The sequence below is a fragment of the Rhizobium leguminosarum bv. viciae USDA 2370 genome (assembly GCF_002008365.1).
GTDB lineage: Bacteria > Pseudomonadota > Alphaproteobacteria > Rhizobiales > Rhizobiaceae > Rhizobium > Rhizobium leguminosarum.
In genome coordinates, this window is sequence record NZ_MRDL01000051.1 from 871,202 (window position 1) to 891,027 (window position 19,826).

The window sequence follows — 19,826 nt, forward strand, 5'->3', positions numbered from 1 at the left end:
TCAGACTGCAATGAATTCGGGATCGGCAGGAGCGTAGCCCGGGGCATATTCCATGGTCGGGCCTTGCGCGCGGATGCGTTCGCGCAAGCGAAGCGGCCAGAGAATGCCGTTGGTTTCCTGAACGTCGACGACGGCGACGTCAACGACCTCGTTGTCGGCATAGGATTTTTTGCCGATCGCCTCCAGCGCCGCAACGGCCTCGGCATGACGGGCAACGAGCGCCTCCTGCAGCGAGGTGGACCACTTGCCGTTCGCATCCAGCCAGACGGCAATGCCGTCCGTCAGCCGGTTGGCGGTCAGAACCTTGTCACCCATATTCAGCTCCTTGCAAGTTCCTCGAGCCGGGCGTTTGCGCGCACCAGGGGCTCGGACAGTTCGAAATTGGCGCCGGCGACCGCATCGCCGATGATGACCATGACAGGCCCGGTCAATTCGTCGCGGCGCTGCAGATCGGGCAGATCGGCGAGCGTGCCATGCAGCAGGCGGCGATCGGCACGGCTGGCATTTTCGATGACGGCGACGGTGGTCTCAGACGGAATGCCCGCTTGCATCAGCCGCTCGGCGACGGAGGCGGCAACCGTGCGGCCCATATAGACGGCGATCGTCGCGCCGGAAACGGCAAGGCTTGCCCAATCGGGCAGCACGTCGCCTGTGAGATCGTGGCCGGTGGTGAAGACCAGCGAGGAGGCGACGCCGCGCAGCGTCAGCGGCAGCTCGAAATCGGCAGCGGCTGCGAAAGCCGAGGTGATGCCAGGCACGACCTCATAGGTGATGCCGGCAGCGCGCAGTGCCGCCATCTCTTCCCCTGCCCGGCCGTAGACCAGAGGATCACCGGATTTCAGACGGACGACGCGCTTGCCCTGACGGCCGAGATCGACCAGCAGGTCGTTGATTTCTTCCTGGGACTTCGAATGGCAGCCCTTGCGCTTGCCGACGGAAAGCCGCTCGGCATCACGGCGGCCCATATCGACGATCGCCTGCGGCACGAGGGCGTCATAGACGATGACGTCAGCTTCCATCATCACGCGCTGGGCGCGCAACGTCAGCAGATCCTCGGCACCCGGACCGGCGCCGACCAGCCAGACGTGGCCGGCGACCTTGTCCATCGCGTGCAGCAGCCGGTCGGCGGCATGGCGGGCCTGCGGCAGGTTGCCATTGGCGACCGCATCGGCGACGGCGCCGGAAAAGAAACGGCGCCAGAAGACCCGGCGGGAGACGCCTCTCGGAATCAGTTGGTCGACGGCCTTGCGGTAGCTCGTTGCCAGCCCGGCAAGCCGGCCGAGCGAGGGCGAAAGAAGCTGGTCGATCTGCGCGCGGATCATCTGCGCCAGAACCGGCCCTGCCCCTTCGGTGCCGATCGCAACGGCGACGGGCGCACGGTTGACCAGCGCCGGCGTGAAGAAATCGCAGTAATCGGGCTGATCGACGGCATTGGCCGGAATTCTGGCGGCGCGCGCAGCGTCGACGATGCTGCGGTCGTCGGCTTCATTGCCAGTTGCGGCGAAGACGAGCGCCGAACCCTCGACCTGTTCGGCGGAGAAGGCAGCGCGCACGGTCTCGATGCGGTTGGCGATCAGGAACGCGTGGTAATCGGCTTCCGGCCGGTCGGCATAGGCGACAATCCGTGCCTTTGTGTTGAGCAGCAGCCGCACCTTGGCGAAAGCTTCATCGCCATTGCCGAAGACAGCCGTCTTCTGGCCTTCCACGCGAAAGAAGGCGGGAAATACCGAAAGCTGTTCAGTCTTGGGAGGCATCATCAATCCACTTCGAAGTTGCCGGAATATGCCCTCGATCGACAAGGGATTGAAGGAACAGAAATTCGAAAGCCCAAGCAAGCAGGTATTCTTTTGCTCGTGCCGTCAGTGATTTGAGAAAAGTCACCCGTGCTGCCAAAAAGCCGCATATTCCCAGCCCGCTTGCTGCAGTGCAGTATAAAGCCTGTGACAAAAGACGTCCACCGGTGCTTCACGCATTTCACTCGCGCCGCCAAGGCGATAGACTGAGGAAAACTGGAGGGCCTCATGCCTGATAAGACCATTGCCTCCCGCCTGCTTTCGGTGATGGAAGACGATATCCTGCCGCTGACGGAGCGTGGCGTTTCGCTTGGCAATAAGGTGTTCGGTGCGGCGATCCTGCGGAAATCCGATCTTTCGCTTGTCGTCGCCGAGACCAATAACGAGCTGGAAAACCCGCTCTGGCACGGCGAGGTGCATACGCTGAAGCGCTTCTACGAGCTTGGCGACAAGCCGCCGACCAAGGATCTGATCTTCCTGTCGACGCACGAACCCTGCACCATGTGCATGTCGGCGATCACCTGGGCCGGCTTCGACAATTTCTACTATTTTTTCAGCCATGAGGATTCCCGCGATGCCTTCGCCATTCCGCACGACCTGAAGATCCTCAAGGAGGTCTTCGGGCTTGAACCCGGCGGCTATCGCAGGCAAAACGCCTTCTGGAACAGCTTTGCCATCGCCGATCTCGTCGAGACCGAGGAGGCTCCGGTGAAGACCGCGCTGAAGACACAGACCGCCCGCATCAAGGCGCGCTACGACGCGCTGTCGATCAGCTACCAGTCGTCGAAGAGCGCCAACGACATTCCATTGAACTAAGCCCGCTGAACCGAGGCAACATGCAACCTTCCAAAGACATTTCGCGGCTGATCGAGATCATGGCGGCGCTGCGCCATCCCGAAACCGGCTGCCCCTGGGACATCGTGCAGAGTTTCGAGACGATCAAGCCCTATACGATCGAGGAGGCCTATGAGGTCTCCGATGCGATCGAGCGCGGCGATATGGACGATCTCTGCGACGAACTGGGCGACCTGTTGCTGCAGGTGGTCTTTCACGCCCGCATGGCCGAGGAGGCCGGCGAATTTTCCTTCGGCGACGTGGTCAACGCCATCACCGCCAAGATGATCCGCCGCCATCCGCACGTCTTTGCCCGCTCGGCGGCGGATACGCCGGACGCGGTGAAGATACAATGGGACGAGATCAAGCAGGCGGAGAAACGCGAGCGCGCCGAGCGGCGCTCACGGCGCGGCATCACCGAGGACGTCAACAGCGGATTCCTCGGCTCGGTGCAGCGCAGCTTCCCGGCCTTGACGGAAGCCCTGAAGCTGCAGGAACGCGCCGCCAAGGTCGGCTTCGATTGGTCAGCACCCGAGCCGATCCTCGACAAGATCGAAGAAGAGATCGGTGAATTGCGGGCAGCCCTTCGCGAAGGCGATCAGGCAAAGGTCAGCGACGAGCTCGGCGACCTGATCTTCGCGGTCGTCAATATCGGCCGCCACGTCAAGGCCGATCCGGAACAGGCAGTGCGCGGAACGAATACGAAATTCCGACGTCGCTTCAGTCACATCGAGCATGTTCTTGAAGCAGAAGGCGAGACTCTGGAAGACGCGACGCTGGAGCGGATGGAAGAAATCTGGCAGGCAGCGAAGGCGATCGAGCGGGCTGTGTCGTCGGGGGCGGAGTGAGCGGAACGTTGCCACGTCCCCCTTCTCCCCGGCGGGGAGAAGATGCCGGCAGGCAGATGAGGGGGTGAGCGACGACAGGAGCGAATGCGCTGAGCGCAAGCGAAGGGCAAGGAAGGGCGTGCCGCGTGGCCCCCTCATCCGACCCTTCGGGCCACCTTCTCCCCATGGGGAGAAGGGAACGCCTTACCGCTCCCAATCTTCCTTTGAAGACTTCGGGCCATTGCCGATGCGGCGCTCGAGTTCGGTTGCCTCGGTTTCGGAGAGGCGCAGATCAAGCGTGATCGTGCCGTCCTCATTATCCTCACGGCCGTCGACGATCGCATGGTCGTAAAGCCAGGGCAGCAGCGCCAGCTTGTCGACCGGAAGGCGGATCGTCGCCACGGTCATCACGCCTGACAGTCTGCGGCTGATCTCTTCCATCAGCGTGTCGACGCCCTCGCCGCTGACGGCTGAAACCGCCACCACGTTGCTGGCGCCGGCCGATTTCTGCACCATGGCATCGTGCACCTCGGGCTCCAGCCGGTCGATCTTGTTCCAGACCTCGATCAGCCGCTTTTCGGCTTCGGCCTCGTCGATGCCGAGATCGTTCAGGATGCGCATCACGTCGGAGCTCTGCGCCTGATTGTCGGCATCGGACATGTCACGGACATGCAGGATGAGATCGGCTTCCAGCACCTCTTCCAGCGTCGCCCGGAAGGCGGCGACCAGATGGGTCGGCAGGTCGGAGATGAAGCCGACGGTGTCGGACAGGATGACGGTGCGGCCGTGGGGCAGTTTCATGCGCCGAAGCGTCGGGTCGAGCGTGGCAAAGAGCATGTCTTCGGCCAGCACGCCGGCGCCGGTGATGCGGTTGAACAGCGTCGACTTGCCGGCATTGGTATAACCGACGAGCGCCACGATCGGGTGCGGCACCTTGCGGCGTTTGGCGCGGTGGAGCTGGCGGGTGCGCACGACCTGCTCCAGCTCGCGTTCGAGCTTGATGATGCGGTCCTGCAGCATCCGTCGGTCGGCTTCGATCTGGGTTTCGCCGGGGCCGCCCATGAAGCCGCCGCCGCCGCGCTGGCGTTCAAGGTGGGTCCAGCTTCGCACCAGACGGCCCTTCTGATAATTCAGATGGGCGAGATCGACCTGCAGCGTGCCTTCCTTGGTGGAGGCGCGGCGGCCGAAGATTTCGAGGATGAGGCCCGTCCGGTCGATGACCTTGGCGTTCCATTCCTTTTCGAGGTTGCGCTGCTGCACCGGCGTCAACGGATGATCGACGATGACGAGACCGGAATCGCGCTCGTCGAGCAGCGCCTTGATCTCCTCGATCTTGCCGGTGCCGAGCAATGTGGCCGGCCTCGGATCATTGACCGGGACGATCTGGCCATTGACGACATCGAGGTCGATCGCCTGGGCAAGGCCCGTCGCCTCTTCGAGCCGGCTTTCCGGCGTGCGGGTCGAGGCCGATTCGCTCTGGCCGCCGCGACTGCGCGATTTCAGAACCGGCACAACGACAGTCGCGCGCATGTCGTCCCTGTGCTTGGCGGCCTCAGGGATGATCGAATCGTTCTTGGTATCGCGTGTCGAAATGACGGCTGATCCTGTTAGGACGCTGCTTCTTCGCTCTCGAACATCTGCATGGGCTGGCCCGGCATGATCGTAGAGATCGCATGCTTATACACGAGCTGCGAATGGCCGTCACGGCGAAGAAGAACACAGAAATTGTCAAAAGACGTAACAACGCCCGTGAGTTTCACGCCGTTGATCAGAAAGATTGTCAGGGAAATCTTTTGCTTGCGAACAGTATTGAGAAATAAGTCCTGAAGATTCTGAGAACGTTCCGCCATCGCGCCGCTTCTTTCTTTATTGCCGACCTGATCTGGCCGGTAGAATATCAATCAACCTCACCATGCGAAGACCGGTGGCATCCTCATTCCACCTGTCCAGCAAATCTTGGTATCAAATCGCAATCTTTTCCGCAACGTCGAAAAAGGCTTCGCGAACTTTCTGCGAAACGCTGCCCGGATGGCCGTTGGCAATGGCCTGGCCATCGACGGAAACGACCGGAAAACAAATGCTTGTGGCTGCAGTGAGGAAGACTTCGCGGGCTGCGAGCATCTCCGAAACGGAGAAGCTCCGCTCGGCGATCTGCAACCCCAACTTGGCTGCGACATCCATCAGAGTGGTGCGGGTAATGCCGCGCAGAATGCCGTGTTCGGCCGGGCGCGTCACCAGCGTTCCGTCCGGATCGACGATCCAGACATTGGTCGCCGCCCCTTCCTTCACCATGCCGTCGCCGTCGACATAGATCGCTTCCTGGGCGCCGGCCTCCTTGGCTTGCTGGCGGGCCATGGCATTCGGCAGCAAGCCGACGGACTTGATGTCGACGCGGTCCCAGCGATTGTCGACAAGGGTGATCGCCTTGATGCCGTTGGCGTTCTTGGCGGCGATGATCTTGGCATCGGTGCTTTTGGCGGTGATCACGAGCGAGGGCGGCGTTCCCTCGGCCGGGAAGACATGATCGCGGCGGGCGACGCCGCGCGTCACCTGCATGTAGAAAAGCCCGTTGCGGACATGGTTGCGGCGCAGCGTCTCGCGAATGACCTGCGTCAGCGCCGCCCGGCTCATCGGCCAGGCGATGCGCAATTCACCGAGCGAACGGTCGAGACGGTTCAGATGGCGCGTGAGATCGACGATATAGCCGTGGCGCACTTCGCAGACCTCGTAGACGCCATCGGCAAACTGGTAGCCGCGATCCTCGATATGCACGCTGGCATCGGAATGCTTGACGTAACGGCCATTCACATAGGCAATTCTCGGCATGGGAAACCTGGTCTTCCGGGAAGCAATATATAGGGGGCGGCGCGGCCTCGGCCGCGCCGGATACAATCAGACGCCGAGCGACTTCAGCTTGCGGTGCAGCGCCGAACGCTCCATGCCGACGAATTCCGCGGTGCGAGAGATATTGCCGCCAAAGCGGTTGATCTGGGCGATCAGGTAATCCTTCTCGAACATCTCGCGGGCTTCGCGCAGCGGCAGCGTCATGATGTGATAGTCGTTCTTGGCGGACACTTTCGGCAGCATGTCGCCGAGATCGGTCGGCAGCATGTCGGCGGTGATCGGCGCATCCGGGCCATCGGTGCGGGCAAGGATCATCAGCCGCTCGATATTGTTGCGCAGCTGGCGGATGTTGCCGGGCCAGTCATGCGCCTGCAGCACCGCCATGGCGTCGTCGCCGATGCGGCGCGGACGAATGCCGGCCTGCTCTGATATCTGGCGCATCAGCTGATCGACGAGGAAGGGAATGTCCTCGCGCCGTTCGGCCAGCGCCGGCACACGCACCGGCACGACGGCAAGGCGGTGGTAGAGATCCTCGCGGAACCAACCCTCGGCGATGCGGCTCTCGAGATTGTAGGCGGTCGAGGAAATGATACGGACATCGACCTTGACGCGCTTGGAACCGCCGACGCGCTCGAACTGCTGATCGACCAGCACGCGGAGGATCTTGTTTTGCGTTTCGCGCGGCATTTCGCCCACTTCGTCGAGATAGAGGATGCCGCGATGGGCTTCCTCGAGCGCGCCGATCTTGCGCGCCTGGCCGGGCGTGCCCTCGGTGCCGAACAGCGCCACCTCCATGCGTTCGGGCGTGATGTTGGCGGCGTTGATCGCAACGAAGGGGCCGTTGGCGCGGGCCGACTTCTTGTGGATCATTCGCGCCACCAGCTCCTTGCCGGAGCCAGAGGCGCCGAGAATCATGATGCGGCTGTTGGTCGGCGACACCTTCTCGATCGTCTGGCGCAGCTGCGAAACGGCGACCGATGTGCCGATCAGCTCCAGTGCGTCGCCGGTGCGGCGCTTCAACTCGGAAACCTCGCGCTTCAGCTTGGAATTCTCCAGCGCGCGTTCGGCGATCAGGATCAGCCGGTCGGCCTTGAAAGGCTTCTCGATGAAATCGAAGGCGCCGCGCTTGATCGCCGAGACGGCGGTCTCGATGTTGCCATGGCCTGATATCATCACGACGGGCAATTCCGGATGGCGGGTCTTGATCTCGTCGAGTAGCGATAGACCATCGAGCTTGCTGCCCTGCATCCAGATATCGAGGAAGATCAGCCGCGGTACGCGATCGGAAATTGCCGCCAGCGCGCTGTCGCTGTCATGGGCGGTGCGCGTCTCGTGCCCTTCGTCGGAGAGAATGCCGGAAACGATCTCGCGAATATCATGCTCATCGTCGACGACGAGAATATCAGAAGCCATAAACGCTTTCCTTGTCATTGGCTGCGGGGGCAGCAGGCGTCGGATCCAGGCGTGGCAGATGCACGCGGATCATGGCCCCTCTTCCCCGGTCAAAATCGGCGGGCGCATCATGCAGCTCGAGCTGCCCGCCATGTTCCTCGATGATCTTCTTGACGATGGCGAGGCCGAGGCCGGTGCCCTTCTCGCGCATCGTCATATAGGGTTCCAGAATGCTGTGGCGGTTCTCCACCGGGAGGCCGCGGCCATTGTCGATCACGTCGACGGTGAAGCGGTCGCGGCCGGTATCGAGTGCGGCGCGGACGAGAATCTTGCGTTCGTCCCGCTCGTCGCTCGGCACCGCCTCGATCGATTCCACAGCATTCTTGATGAGATTTCCGAAGGCCTGGCCGAGCATGCGGCTGTCGAACAGGCCCTCCAGCGGCTGCTCCCCGAAATCCTGTTCGAAGGTGACGTGATGGTTGCCCATCTCACGCAAGAAGATCGCGTCGCGCAGGATATTGCGCAGGTCGCTCGGCTCCTTGGTCGGCTTCGGCATGCGGGCAAAGGCGGAGAATTCATCGACCATGCGGCCGATATCGCCGACCTGTCGGATGATCGTATCCGTGCACTGGTCGAAGACGGTCCGGTCGCCCGGATCGATCTGCTTGCCGTAGCGGCGCTGGATGCGCTCGGCGGAAAGCTGGATAGGCGTCAGCGGGTTCTTGATCTCATGGGCGATGCGCCTTGCCACGTCACCCCAGGCGGTCGAACGCTGGGCGATGACGAGATCGGTGATGTCGTCGAGCGTGATCACGTAGGATTCGCTCATGTCGCGCACTTCCTCGCGGGTGACCTGCACGCTCAGCGTCCTCACAGTGCCGCCGCGCACCAGCGCAATCTGCTTGCGGAAATCGCCGCGATAACGCACCGCCGCCTCGGTCAGCACCTGATCGACCTCCGGCGCGATGTCGACCAGCTGCTTTCCGAGCATTTCGTCGGCCGACAGTGACATCAGCGTCTCGGCCGAGCTGTTGACGATGGCGATGCGGCGGTCCTGCTCGACGCCGATGACGGCGGCGGTGACGCCCGATAGCACCGCTTCGATGAAACGGCGTCGGTCGTCGACCTCGTCCTTGGCCTCGAGGATCTCGTCGCGCTGGGTGCGGATTTCCGAGATCATCTTGTTGAAGGTGCGCGAGAGATTGGCGACGTCGCCGTCGACGGCATGCACCGGCACGACGATATCCATATTGCCCGATGCAACGCTGTCGGCCGCCGTGATCAGCAGGCGGATCGGCCGGACGATGCGGTCGGCGACGGCGATCGCAGTCCAGATCGCCGCCAGGAGCACGATCAGCGCGAAGCCGATGTAGAGCACGGCAAAAGCGATCTGCAGCGAGAAGCGGTTGGCCTCCATCGAGCGGTATTCGGTGGCGTTCTCCTCCATCATGCGCATGGCGCCCATGACCTTGGGATCGACGGCGCGCACCGTATAGAGAAAGGTGCTCTGGATGGCATCGAGCTTGATGATAGCGCCGACGAGATTGGTAACGCCGGGCGGGATCAGCGTCGGCTGGCCGGCGGCGGCCTTTTCCAATGCGTCCTGCGGAATGGCCGGCAGCGGCTTTTCGGTGGCGATATCGGCCTGGACGATCACCGAGCCGTCGCGCTCGACGAGGAAGGCGCCAAGCAGGCCGCGGCCCCTCGCCTGGCGGGTCATCAAGTCGGCAAAGCCCGTCCTGTCGAGGCTGTAGAGCGCGCGGTTGCGCTCCAGGTCGTTGGCCATGGAGACCGTCTGCCCCTGCAGGTAGCTGGCATTCTCCATCATGTAGGCCTGGCCGATATTGCGCGACGAGCTGACGATCGACTGGGTGCGCAGGGCAAACCAGCGGTCAAGGCCGGCATTCAGCGTGATACTGGCAAAGATGGCGACGAGGATCGCCGGCGTGATCGCGACGATCGAAAAGAGCACGACGATGCGGATATGCAGGCGGGCTGCGGCACGGCCGCGGGTGCGCGCCTTCAGCAGCCTTGCTACCTCGCGAGCGATCAAGGCGAGCAGCGTCAGCACAAAGAAGGAATTGACGATCACCGAGGTGATGACGACATGCGACGTCGGCGCGATCGGCGTCAGGCCGAGCAGCACGAAAAGCGTGGCCGTGGCGCAGAGAAGCGCGCCGCCGGCGAGCACAAGGCCAGGCACAGCAAAAAGGGCGCGGCGATCGGTCACCGTCGTCACCGTCTCGCCCGCCGCCGCCGGCGATACCCCATCCTGCGTCATTCGGCCTCTCTTCGGACGGCACCTGCCGCCCTCGCCATCAATCGAAACCAAGCAACGCCGGCTCAGAAAGCCAGCGTCGCAACGACTCGATCGGGAGCGAAATACCTAAACCCTTGCGTGACCTTTAAGCAACGCATTGTGGCGAAAATGCAACGCGTCTCGTCACGTTGTCAAGCCGTGCTTCCCTCGACGAGCCTTAATCTGACCCGTCGAGGGAAGTTGTTTCACTGAAGCGCGTCGCAATCTTTCAGATCGCTCCTCGCGCTTTAGGTCTTTGTTTGACGCATGTCGTTAGCGCAAAACCGCTGCACACTTTTGCGCGACATGCTTTAGAAGCGACGTGGTCCTTCGGGCTTGTTTCCGACGATCGTGTCGATCCGGTCCAGCACGTCAGACGTCACCTTCTCTCGGTGTGAGAGGGCCGCGAGATTGTCCTGCAACTGGCTGGCGCGCGAGGCTCCAAGAATGACGGTCGAGACGTTCCGGTTGGCAAGGCACCACAAAAGGGCGAGATGCGTGATCGATATCCCGATCTCGTCCGCGAGCTTTGCGAGTTCGCCAACTTGTTTGAGCTGGGCAAGGCCGGCATCGCTCGACCACTTTTCCTTCAGCCATTCATAGCCCGGCAGGTTCATACGACTGTCGGCCGGCACACCGTTATTGTACTTGCCGGTCAGGACGCCCGAGGCGAGCGGTGACCAGATCGTGGTGCCAAGGCCGATCAGGTCATAGAGCGGCAGATAGTCGGACTCGACCTTCTGGCGTTCGAAGATGTTGTACTGCGGCTGCTCCATGGTCGGCGGCGTGATGCGCAAGTCCCGGGCAACGGCGTAGGCTTCCGTCAGTTGCTGCGCCGACCATTCCGACGTGCCCCAATAGAGCACCTTGCCCTGGGCAACGAGATCATGCATTGCCCGGACTGTTTCCTCGATCGGCGTGTCGATATCCGGGCGGTGGCAGAAGTAAAGGTCGAGGTAGTCGACCTGAAGCCGCTTGAGCGCCGCATGGCAGGCATCGGTCACATGCTTGCGCGACAGGCCGCGCTGCGTCGGCTTCTGGCCTCCCCAGAAGACCTTGCTGGAAACGACAAAGCTGTCGCGGCTCCAGCCAAGCCTGCTGAGCGCCTCGCCCATCACGATTTCGGACTTGCCGCTCTCGTATCCTTCGGCATTGTCGAAGAAGTTCACCCCGTTGTCATAGGCAAGCTTCATGAGGTCGACGGCGTCGCCTCCATTGACCTGCTTGCCGAACGTGACCCATGAGCCGAAGGAGAACTCGCTCACCTTCAGGCCCGACTTTCCCAAACGTCGATATTCCATCATGCAACTCCCGTAAATTATGAATATGTGCCGGCCTGTCACCGGGGTCGGCGTCGCCCGATTGATCGACGACCGATTCGCGTAATCTATGGCATGCTCAACGATATGCGAGGCTCAGCCCGCCAAGTTGACCAAAACACAATGTCGCAGCTCCCGTCAGCCCGACCGTAAAGAAAAAGGGCGCTCCACGACATCAGTCGGAGCGCCCGTGGCATGCGATCGACGACGTTTGCGGCGGAGGTCGATAGCAGCGACCGCAGAATGATGAGATTCGGAACGGATAGGCAACATGCGATTGGAATCTGCGACGTTATCGCCCGCTGGTTGATCGTGTCGTCCACCGGATATCCACAGCTTATCCACAGGCATGGCGACGACGACCGCAGCAACTTCAATGACATTCGCCTGGCGCCAAATCACTCCTCACAAATGCTTATGTGACTGTTGAATGACACCGCACCTTTGTTTGTCTGCTTGGATATAAACCGCGACCTGGCTCAGATAGGCTCACCTCTCCTCCCGACCGTGGCGGCGGACGCCGGGAGGGGTGGGCGGTGGGCAAACATGAGGGCCCGCCGCCTTCTTTTTATCGCGCCCCCGAGCGAGCTCAGGCGGTGCGAGAACTCCTGTAGACCGAGACGCCAAGTTCCCTGATTTTCTTGCGCAAGGTGTTGCGGTTGAGACCGAGAAGATCGGCCGCCTTGATCTGGTTGCCGCGCGTCGCCGTCAGTGCGGCGAGGATCAGCGGATATTCCATTTCCGTCAGCACACGGTCATAGACGCCGGGCGGCGGCAGATTGTCCCCGAAGCCTGCGAAGCAGCACAGGCAGTTTGATCCAACGCAACGCTTGAATCCGGCATTCGTCGTATCTCTAAAAGCAGCTCCATCGTGATGGAGGATAATGGCTCAAAGAGGAGATGCAGAATGTCCATGCTCAGACTGCCAACTATCACTGTGCTGGCCTTGCTCGGTGGCGTCGGTGCCGTGGGCATCGCGTCCGCCCAGACGAAAAGTCCAGACTCGGCTCAGTCGGAGGTTAAGCCCGCGGCCGAAGGATCGAAAATGATGCCCGGCATGATGAGCCGCAACATGATATCATCGGACATGAATGAAGGAATGCGCATGATGGGGCCAATGCGCGGTCATATGATGAAGATCATGTTCGTCGTCGCCGATACCAATGGGGACGGCGCAATTTCTTTCGAAGAGTTGACCGCAATCCACAAACGCGTCTTCGACGCGGTCGACGCAAACAATGACGGCAAAGTCACACCTGAAGAAATGCAGGCGTTTATGCAGGACATTTGACCGGCGCCTCGGCATTTGCCACCCCATGTGAGCAGCAACCACCAACTCCAGGTGCAATGCTCCTTCGGGGCTAGCCTTACGCGGCGCCGTGCCAAGGCCAGAGAAGCCGGAGCGCCGGCAATTGCGTTACATCAATGCCGACTTGCGACGAATGGAATAGATTGCAATCGTGACAGTCCGCGAGAGATGGAGCAGGACATGACGGCACAATATTTTCTCCCGCTGGCAACATATCCCGATTCAAGTTCCGGATTGATCATTTCGAACGCTGTAGCGTTTGCGGGGTACTACGGTGCAAATCTTCACGCCTGCGCGCTACGGGTCGGGATCCCGCACATTCCCAACGCCTGGTCGTCGTTGCTGCTCGATACTCCACAGATGATCGAGCATGCCGAGACTTTGAGCCGCGATCGCGCCGCAACCCTGGTTGCCGCGGCGACCAACCTCGCAGCGAACGCCATGGTTGAATTATCTTGTCGAACGGTCAAAACCACCTTGCCTCTATTGCACGAGACGGTGGCCACGGAAGCACGGTTCTTCGATCTGGCTATTCTCGAATGTATCGCGGACGTTCCGGATACCCGTATTGTCGCCGAAGCGGTCATATTCGGATCCGGCCGGCCAGCCATCATCTTTCCCAACAAGACCCTTGCGGGCCCAATCGACCATCTGGTCATCGCCTGGGACGGAAGTCGAGCCGCCGCTCGGGCCGTCAGCGATGCAAACCCATTCATTCACAAGGCCAAGCGGGTTTCGGTCCTCTCTCTGACGGGCGAAAAGCCGCTGCCGGAGACAACCGGGGCGCATCTCGCTGAGATCTTGGTTTCGAGCGGCGTCAATGCAAGCGCAACGGTCACTCGCTTTACGTCGTCATCGACCGGTCAGAGCATTCAACAAACAGCACTGGAACTGAGCGCCGATATGCTGGTCATGGGAGGATTTGGACACTCGAGGTTGCGAGATTTCGTCCTGGGCGGAGCAACCGATGGCGTCTTGGAAAAGCCTCTGCTGCCGGTGCTGATGTCACATTGAAGGAAACTGCCCGCATGGGTCTGTGACCTTCTTCTGCCCGTTTCCGAGTCACGGCCCTGGGCGAAGCCAATGTAAAGCAGTATCCTGCAAGTTGGCTCTTCGGACAAGGAAGCCTGGACACTCGCGGACCGAAAGCTACTTCCCGTCAGGGGCGAAATTCCCCGCAAAACAAGGTGTCGGTCGCGAACATAGGCCGGCTGGAGAGCGATCATGCAGAAGCAGTCCTCCTCACAAACGAGGCAGTATATCGAAAAGCACAAGGCGATCCTTGAGCAACGCCGGCGCGAGCTAGCAACCCGCCTGCAAGCGATCGAGAATGATTTCGAAGAACCTCGGAATCCTGACGATGATGATCGTGCCACAGAGCGAAATAACGATGAAGTCCTGGAAGAACTCGGCGAAGCTGGACAAAAGGAGCTCCTCGCCGTCCAAGCGGCGTTGGACCGGATTGAAGCCGGAACTTTTGGCACATGTGTGAAATGCAGCAAGCCGATCGGCGAGAAGAGGCTTGACGCCGTCCCCCACACACCTTTCTGTCAGTCTTGCGCTCAGTCGTTTGAAGCCTGAGTTGCAAGGTCACCATGCTCATGAAGCACTATCTGATATCGGTCCAGCTCAGCCGGCGCGTGCGCTGATGAGCCATTCATGAGCGTCATCGCGACCGGGAGGATGCGCGTTCGACATCCCTCCGCAGCACCGTGCAAGCCCAACACGCTCAGGCGGTGCGGGAGCTTCTGTAGACCGAGACGCCAAGTTCCCTGATCTTCTTGCGCAAGGTGTTGCGGTTGAGACCGAGAAGATCGGCCGCCTTGATCTGGTTGCCGCGCGTCGCCGTCAGTGCGGCGAGGATCAGCGGATATTCCATTTCCGTCAACACACGGTCATAGAGGCCGGGGGGCGGCAGATTGTCCCCGAAGCCTGCGAAGTAGCTGCGCATGTTCTCTTCGACGGCTTGCGCGATCGTCATCGAGCCGCTGCGGATCGGCCCCTTGTCGATCGGGCTGTCGGGCACGTCGGAGCGGAGTTCCGCATCGATGATCTCGCGGGTGATCACATCCTGCGGATAGAGCGCCATCAGACGGCGGATGAGATTTTCCAGCTCACGGACGTTGCCCGGCCAGGCATAGGCCTTCATCAGCTCCAGGGCTTCCTGATCGAAGCGCTTGGAGCCAAGGCCCTCCTTTTCGGCCTGCTGGATGAAATGGCGCACCAGGTCGGGAATATCCTCGGCGCGGTCGCGCAGCGGCGGCAGGCGTAGCGGCACGACATTGAGGCGGTAATAGAGATCCTCGCGGAAGAGGCCCTGGTTGATCGCCTGCTTCAAGTCCTTGTTGGTGGCGGCAACGATGCGCACATCGGTGCGGATCGGCGTGCGGCCGCCGACGGTGGTGTATTCGCCCTGCTGCAGGACGCGCAGAAGCCGTGTCTGGGCGTCCATCGGCATGTCGCCGATCTCGTCGAGGAAGAGCGTGCCGCCTTCGGCCTGCTCGAAGCGGCCGGTCGAGCGGGTCTGCGCGCCGGTGAAAGCGCCCTTCTCGTGGCCGAAGAGTTCGGATTCGATCAGATCACGCGGGATCGCCGCCATGTTGATTGCGACGAACGGGCCGTTGCGGCGCTTGCCGTAGTCGTGCAGCGCGCGGGCGACGAGCTCCTTGCCGGTGCCGGATTCGCCGGTGATCATCAGCGTCAGGTCCGTCTGCATCAGGCGGGCGAGCACGCGGTAGATTTCCTGCATCGCCGCCGACCGGCCGACGAGCGGCATGCCGTCCTGCATGTCGTCTTCAAGCTTGGCAGGCTTGCGCTTCGGCTCGGCAAGCGCCCGGCCGATGATGCCGATCAGCTCGGTGAGATCGAAGGGCTTCGGCAGATAGTCGTAAGCGCCCTTTTCCGAGGCCTTGATGGCGGTCATGAAGGTGTTCTGGGCGCTCATGACGAGAACGGGCAGGTCGGGCCGCGCCTTCTTGATGCGCGGCAGCAGATCGAAGGCGTTCTCGTCGGGCATCACCACATCGGTGACGACCAGATCGCCCTCGCCTGCCGAAATCCAGCGCCAGAGGGTAGCGGCGTTGGAGGTGATGCGAACGTCATAGCCGGCGCGGCTCAAAGCCTGGTTGAGCACGGTCCGGATGGCCGCATCATCATCTGCAACGAGGATCGTGGCTGTCATCGAGAAGGTCCTGTCGAGCTTGCTATAGAGGCGTCCTCAAGCGAGGCGTCCTTCGACGCCGGCATGAGAACGCGGAATGTCGTGCGGCTGTTCTGGCTGTCGCATTCAATGATGCCGCCGTGATCGCCGATGATCTTGGCGACCAGCGCCAGGCCGAGGCCGCTGCCGTTCGGCTTGGTGGTGATGAAGGGATCGAAGAGATGCGGCACCAGATCGGCGGGAACGCCGGGACCGTTGTCATGGACGCAGAATTCCAGCGGCAGCGAGATCTTTTCGCGCGTGCCGGCGACCGAAAGACGGATGCCCGGGCGATAGGCCGTCGTCAGCATGATCTCGCCGTCCGGCCGATCGCCGACCGCTTCGGCGGCGTTCTTCACCAGATTGAGAAAGACCTGGACGAGCTGATCGCGATTGGCATAAACGGCCGGCAGCGACGGGTCATAACTTTCGGTAACTCGGATGTTGCGGGCAAAACCTGCCTTGGCGACGGCCTTCACGTGATCGAGCACGGAATGGATATTGACCGGCATGCGGTCGACGGGGCGTTCGTCGGAAAAGACTTCCATACGGTCGACCAGCGAGACAATGCGATCGGTCTCGTCGCAGATCAGCCGGGTCAGCGCCCGATCGTCATCGATCGCAGACTGCTCAAGCAGCTGGGCGGCGCCGCGTATGCCGGAGAGCGGGTTCTTGATCTCATGCGCCAGCATCGAGGCAAGACCGGTCACCGAGCGGGCGGCGGCGCGATGTGTCAGCTGCCGGTCGATCTTGTCGGCCATCGAGCGTTCCTGAAAAACGATGACGACGGCGCCGGGCTCGCTGAGCACCGGGGCGACATAGAGATCGACGAGCTTGTCCTGGCCGAGGCGGGGCGAACTCAGGTCGACGCGATATTCGTTGACCGGCGCCTTGCGCTCGCGCACCTGGTCGATCAAGGCGAGCAGCGGGCTGCCGAAGGGAATGAAGGTCGAGATACGGTAACGGGCCAGATGCGAGGCGCTAGCGCCGAAGAAGGCCTCCGCCTCCCAATTGGCGAAAACGACAAAGCCGGATTCGTCGACCATGATGACGGGGTTCTGGATGGCGTTCAGCACGGCCATGGCGACGGTCCCGCCGGCGTGATCGGACGGAGATGTCATATCCTTTGTCATGCCGCCTCCCGGCTGTCGACAATACTCGCCGCAAGCGCATCGTAGAGGCGCGCGGCCACCTCGCGCGGGTCGCGCGAGGTCATAATCTCCGCCTTTTCCGCGCCTGACAGATCAGGCGCGAAACGCTGGAGATACCAGCCAAGGTGCTTGCGGGCGTGGCGGATCGCCACCGCTTCGCCGTAGAAATCCAGCATCATGCGGTAATGCTCGACGGCGAGCTCGGCGATCTTCAGGGATTGCGGTGCAGGCACACCGGATATGGTGCCGGCATGCCACGGCCTGCCCTGGCAGCCCCTGCCGATCATCACGGCATCGGCCCCAGACCGGCGCAATATTTCCTGCGCATCGCCTGCGGTTTCGACATCGCCATTGGCGATCAGCGGAATGGAGACCACATCGCGGACGGCGCGTATCGCGTCCCAATCGGCCCGGCCTTCATAGAATTGCATACGGGTGCGCCCGTGAATGGTCACAAGCTGGATGCCGGCTGCCTCGGCGCGACGCGCGATGTCAGGCGCGTTAATCGAATTCTCGTCCCAGCCGAGGCGCATCTTCAGCGTTACCGGAATGTCGACGGCCTTGACCGTCGCCTCGATGAGGCCGAGCGCATGATCGGGATCGCGCATCAGCGCCGAGCCGGAATAACCGCCGATCACCTTCTTTGCCGGACAGCCCATGTTGATGTCGATGATATCGGCGCCATGATCGGCGGCGATCTTGGCAGCCTCGGCCATCCAGTGCGCCTCGCGCCCGGCAAGCTGCACCATATGCGGCCGGAAGCCCGCAGCCCGCAGCCGCGACCAGGACTCGGCCGTGTCGTTGACCAGTTCGCGGCTCGCCACCATTTCGGTGACGACGAGGCCGGCACCGAAGCGCCACGCAAGCTCGCGGAAGGGCATATCCGTGACGCCGGACATCGGCGCCAGCACAACGCGGTTCCGCACGGACACGGGTCCGATTCGGAAAGGCGCTGCGAGGTCCTTGGAAATCAATTGATTATCTTTCGGGCACACAATAGAACTGCATTATTTTTAGCCATTATTCCCTAGCTTGCCAAGGGGGCTGGGATGGGAATTGATATTTTTCGGGCAGATGCTGGAAAAGGCCAAAGCAAGACGTTAGAGCACTCGGGTCAATTCCGCATATTTTAGGGGATTTATGCTGCAAATGCCTTCTAAGCAACCGATATCGGCTGGAATTGTCATCGTGGCCGCCGGCCGCGGCGAGCGCGCGGGATCCTCCACGGAGGGCCCCAAGCAGTATCGCATGATCGGCGGCAAGCCGGTTATCGTGCATACGCTTGAAAACTTCATGACATGGGAAGCGGCAACGCAGATCGTCGTCGTCATTCATCCGGATGACGAGGCGCTGTTTGCAAGAGCCTTCCGCCACATCATCTCGGCAACGCCAATCGAAACGGTGCATGGTGGCGCCACCCGGCAGCAATCCGTGCTTGCCGGCCTCAGATACCTCAAGGACAAGCAAATCAGCCATGTGCTGATCCACGATGCCGTGCGGCCGTTCTTCGACCATGTGCTTCTGGACCGCATTGCCGAGAGCCTTGACGCCGGCGCACAGGCGGTCCTGCCGGCGATCCCGGTCACCGATACGCTGAAACGCGCCGACAGCGCCGGCACCGTGCTGACAACGGTTTCACGCGAGCATCTCTACGCGGCGCAGACGCCGCAATCCTTCGCCTTCGAAACGATCCTCGAGGCGCATGAGAAGGCGGCGGCGAGCGGACGAAGCGATTTCACCGACGATGCCTCGATCGCCGAATGGCTGGGCATTCCGGTGACGATCGTCGAGGGCACGCCCGACAACGTCAAGCTGACGGTCAGGAACGATATCGCCATGGCCGACGACAAGCTGTCGACTTCGCTGCTTCCAGACGTGCGCACCGGCAACGGCTACGACGTGCACCAGCTCGTAGCCGGCGATGGCGTGACACTCTGCGGCGTGTTCATTCCGCATGATCAGAAGCTGAAAGGTCACTCGGATGCCGACGTCGCGCTGCATGCGCTGACGGACGCGCTGCTCGCCACCTGCGGCGCCGGCGATATCGGCGATCATTTCCCGCCGTCCGACCCGCAATGGAAAGGGGCGGCCTCGCGGATCTTCATCGAGCATGCCGCCCGGATCGTGCGCGAGCGCGGCGGCACGATCATGAATGCCGACGTCTCGCTGATCGCCGAGGCACCGAAGGTCGGCCCGCATCGCGAGGCCATGCGAGCGAAACTGTCGGATTATCTTGGCATCGCTATCGAGCGTTGCTCGGTCAAGGCGACGACCAACGAGACGATCGGCTTCGTCGGCCGGCGCGAAGGCATCGCGGCGATCGCGACTGCCACCGTCGTCTATCGCGGAAGGAAATGATGAGCCCTTTTCCTCAGGATATAATTTCGATGGCGGAGGCGATCATCCGTGACTTCACGGCTGCAGGGCTGATGCTCTCGACCGCCGAATCCTGCACCGGCGGACTGATTGCCGGGGCGCTGACGGAGATATCGGGTTCATCAGCCGTCGTCGACCGCGGCTTCGTCACCTATACGAATACTGCAAAGATCGAGATGCTCGGCGTACAGGCGGAAACGCTGCTGCGTTTCGGGGCCGTCTCCGAGGAAACGGCACAACAGATGGTGCACGGCGCCCTCTTCCGTTCACGCGCCGAGATCGCCGTTGCTGTCACCGGTATTGCCGGCCCTGGCGGCGGATCGGCGGAAAAACCGGTCGGCCTCGTGCATCTCGCCGCCAAATCGCGCGCCGGCGCGCTCATCCATCGGAAAATGCTCTATGGCGATATCGGCCGCAGCGAGGTTCGGCTGGCGACGATCAGGACGGCGCTGGAGATGGTGCGCTCGCTCCTTGCTGCCTGAC

General features: G+C 61.8%; 18 protein-coding genes and 1 pseudogene. 7 read left to right on the top strand and 12 right to left on the bottom strand.

Features of this window, described 5'->3' with window-relative positions; all coding sequences use genetic code 11:
• Both BS629_RS31025 and cysG read right to left on the bottom strand, forming a co-directional pair.
• Positions 1-315, bottom strand: a complete 315-nt coding sequence (locus tag BS629_RS31025; protein ID WP_011651871.1) for a DUF2849 domain-containing protein — start codon at positions 313-315, stop codon at positions 1-3.
• A 2-nt stretch (positions 316-317) separates the two neighbouring features.
• A complete protein-coding gene (gene cysG, locus BS629_RS31030) occupies positions 318-1,754 on the bottom strand; it encodes a siroheme synthase CysG (protein WP_026188386.1) in 1,437 nt (478 codons plus the stop codon).
• A 267-nt stretch (positions 1,755-2,021) separates the two neighbouring features.
• Here cysG and BS629_RS31035 point away from each other — a divergent pair, with 267 nt between their 5' ends.
• Both BS629_RS31035 and mazG read left to right on the top strand, forming a co-directional pair.
• On the top strand, positions 2,022-2,609 hold the full coding sequence (locus tag BS629_RS31035; RefSeq protein ID WP_018241925.1) for a deaminase: 588 nt from the start codon (positions 2,022-2,024) through the stop codon (positions 2,607-2,609).
• A 20-nt stretch (positions 2,610-2,629) separates the two neighbouring features.
• Entirely contained in the window at positions 2,630-3,475 is an 846-nt protein-coding gene (gene mazG / locus BS629_RS31040) for a nucleoside triphosphate pyrophosphohydrolase (protein ID WP_018241924.1), read from the top strand.
• A gap of 183 nt (positions 3,476-3,658) precedes the next feature.
• On the opposite strand, the gene hflX is transcribed toward mazG, so the two are convergent.
• From hflX to BS629_RS31080, 7 genes and pseudogenes are all read right to left on the bottom strand, one after another.
• On the bottom strand, positions 3,659-4,984 hold the full coding sequence (hflX, locus tag BS629_RS31045) for a GTPase HflX (RefSeq protein WP_018241923.1): 1,326 nt from the start codon (positions 4,982-4,984) through the stop codon (positions 3,659-3,661).
• A gap of 77 nt (positions 4,985-5,061) precedes the next feature.
• Positions 5,062-5,304 carry an RNA chaperone Hfq gene (hfq, locus tag BS629_RS31050; RefSeq protein ID WP_003539403.1) on the bottom strand — a complete coding sequence of 81 codons (243 nt, stop codon included), beginning with the start codon at positions 5,302-5,304 and terminating at the stop codon, positions 5,062-5,064.
• Between the two features lie 112 nt (positions 5,305-5,416).
• A complete protein-coding gene (locus BS629_RS31055) occupies positions 5,417-6,280 on the bottom strand; it encodes a D-amino-acid transaminase (RefSeq protein ID WP_018241922.1) in 864 nt (287 codons plus the stop codon).
• Positions 6,281-6,346: 66 nt separating this feature from the next.
• Positions 6,347-7,711 carry a nitrogen assimilation response regulator NtrX gene (gene ntrX, locus BS629_RS31060; protein ID WP_018241921.1) on the bottom strand — a complete coding sequence of 455 codons (1,365 nt, stop codon included), beginning with the start codon at positions 7,709-7,711 and terminating at the stop codon, positions 6,347-6,349.
• Positions 7,701-9,971, bottom strand: a complete 2,271-nt coding sequence (locus BS629_RS31065; RefSeq protein WP_018241920.1) for a sensor histidine kinase NtrY-like — start codon at positions 9,969-9,971, stop codon at positions 7,701-7,703. Before BS629_RS31065 ends, ntrX begins: the two co-directional genes overlap by 11 nt.
• A 329-nt stretch (positions 9,972-10,300) precedes the next feature.
• Positions 10,301-11,290: a potassium channel beta subunit family protein gene (locus BS629_RS31070; RefSeq protein ID WP_018241919.1), complete on the bottom strand. Its 990-nt coding sequence runs from the start codon at positions 11,288-11,290 to the stop codon at positions 10,301-10,303.
• Between the two features lie 607 nt (positions 11,291-11,897).
• Positions 11,898-12,107: pseudogene (locus tag BS629_RS31080) on the bottom strand (helix-turn-helix domain-containing protein); the annotation flags it as partial.
• A 108-nt stretch (positions 12,108-12,215) separates the two neighbouring features.
• On the opposite strand from BS629_RS31080, the gene BS629_RS31085 reads away from it, so the two are divergent.
• The 3 genes from BS629_RS31085 (at position 12,216) to BS629_RS31095 (ending at position 14,198) form a co-directional block, all read left to right on the top strand.
• The gene (locus BS629_RS31085) at positions 12,216-12,599 is read left to right on the top strand and encodes an EF-hand domain-containing protein (protein ID WP_026188385.1); all 384 of its coding nucleotides are present in this window, start codon (positions 12,216-12,218) and stop codon (positions 12,597-12,599) included.
• A 198-nt stretch (positions 12,600-12,797) separates the two neighbouring features.
• A complete protein-coding gene (locus BS629_RS31090; RefSeq protein ID WP_026188384.1) occupies positions 12,798-13,631 on the top strand; it encodes a universal stress protein in 834 nt (277 codons plus the stop codon).
• A 210-nt stretch (positions 13,632-13,841) separates the two neighbouring features.
• The gene (locus BS629_RS31095) at positions 13,842-14,198 is read left to right on the top strand and encodes a TraR/DksA family transcriptional regulator (RefSeq protein ID WP_077988720.1); all 357 of its coding nucleotides are present in this window, start codon (positions 13,842-13,844) and stop codon (positions 14,196-14,198) included.
• Positions 14,199-14,346: 148 nt separating this feature from the next.
• On the opposite strand, the gene ntrC is transcribed toward BS629_RS31095, so the two are convergent.
• The 3 genes from ntrC to dusB are packed head-to-tail and all read right to left on the bottom strand — an operon-like array spanning position 14,347 to position 17,962.
• Entirely contained in the window at positions 14,347-15,798 is a 1,452-nt protein-coding gene (gene ntrC / locus BS629_RS31100) for a nitrogen regulation protein NR(I) (RefSeq protein ID WP_017964172.1), read from the bottom strand.
• Positions 15,795-16,949 carry a two-component system sensor histidine kinase NtrB gene (locus tag BS629_RS31105; RefSeq protein WP_018241914.1) on the bottom strand — a complete coding sequence of 385 codons (1,155 nt, stop codon included), beginning with the start codon at positions 16,947-16,949 and terminating at the stop codon, positions 15,795-15,797. The genes ntrC and BS629_RS31105 overlap by 4 nt, the downstream gene beginning before the upstream one ends.
• On the bottom strand, positions 16,946-17,962 hold the full coding sequence (gene dusB, locus BS629_RS31110) for a tRNA dihydrouridine synthase DusB (RefSeq protein WP_018241913.1): 1,017 nt from the start codon (positions 17,960-17,962) through the stop codon (positions 16,946-16,948). The genes BS629_RS31105 and dusB overlap by 4 nt, the downstream gene beginning before the upstream one ends.
• Positions 17,963-18,107: 145 nt before the next feature.
• On the opposite strand from dusB, the gene BS629_RS31115 reads away from it, so the two are divergent.
• Complete coding sequence (locus BS629_RS31115; protein WP_018241912.1) at positions 18,108-19,325, top strand: bifunctional 2-C-methyl-D-erythritol 4-phosphate cytidylyltransferase/2-C-methyl-D-erythritol 2,4-cyclodiphosphate synthase; 1,218 nt, start codon at positions 18,108-18,110, stop codon at positions 19,323-19,325.
• Complete coding sequence (locus BS629_RS31120) at positions 19,322-19,825, top strand: CinA family protein (RefSeq protein WP_018241911.1); 504 nt, start codon at positions 19,322-19,324, stop codon at positions 19,823-19,825. The genes BS629_RS31115 and BS629_RS31120 overlap by 4 nt, the downstream gene beginning before the upstream one ends.
• Position 19,826 lies beyond the last annotated feature (1 nt).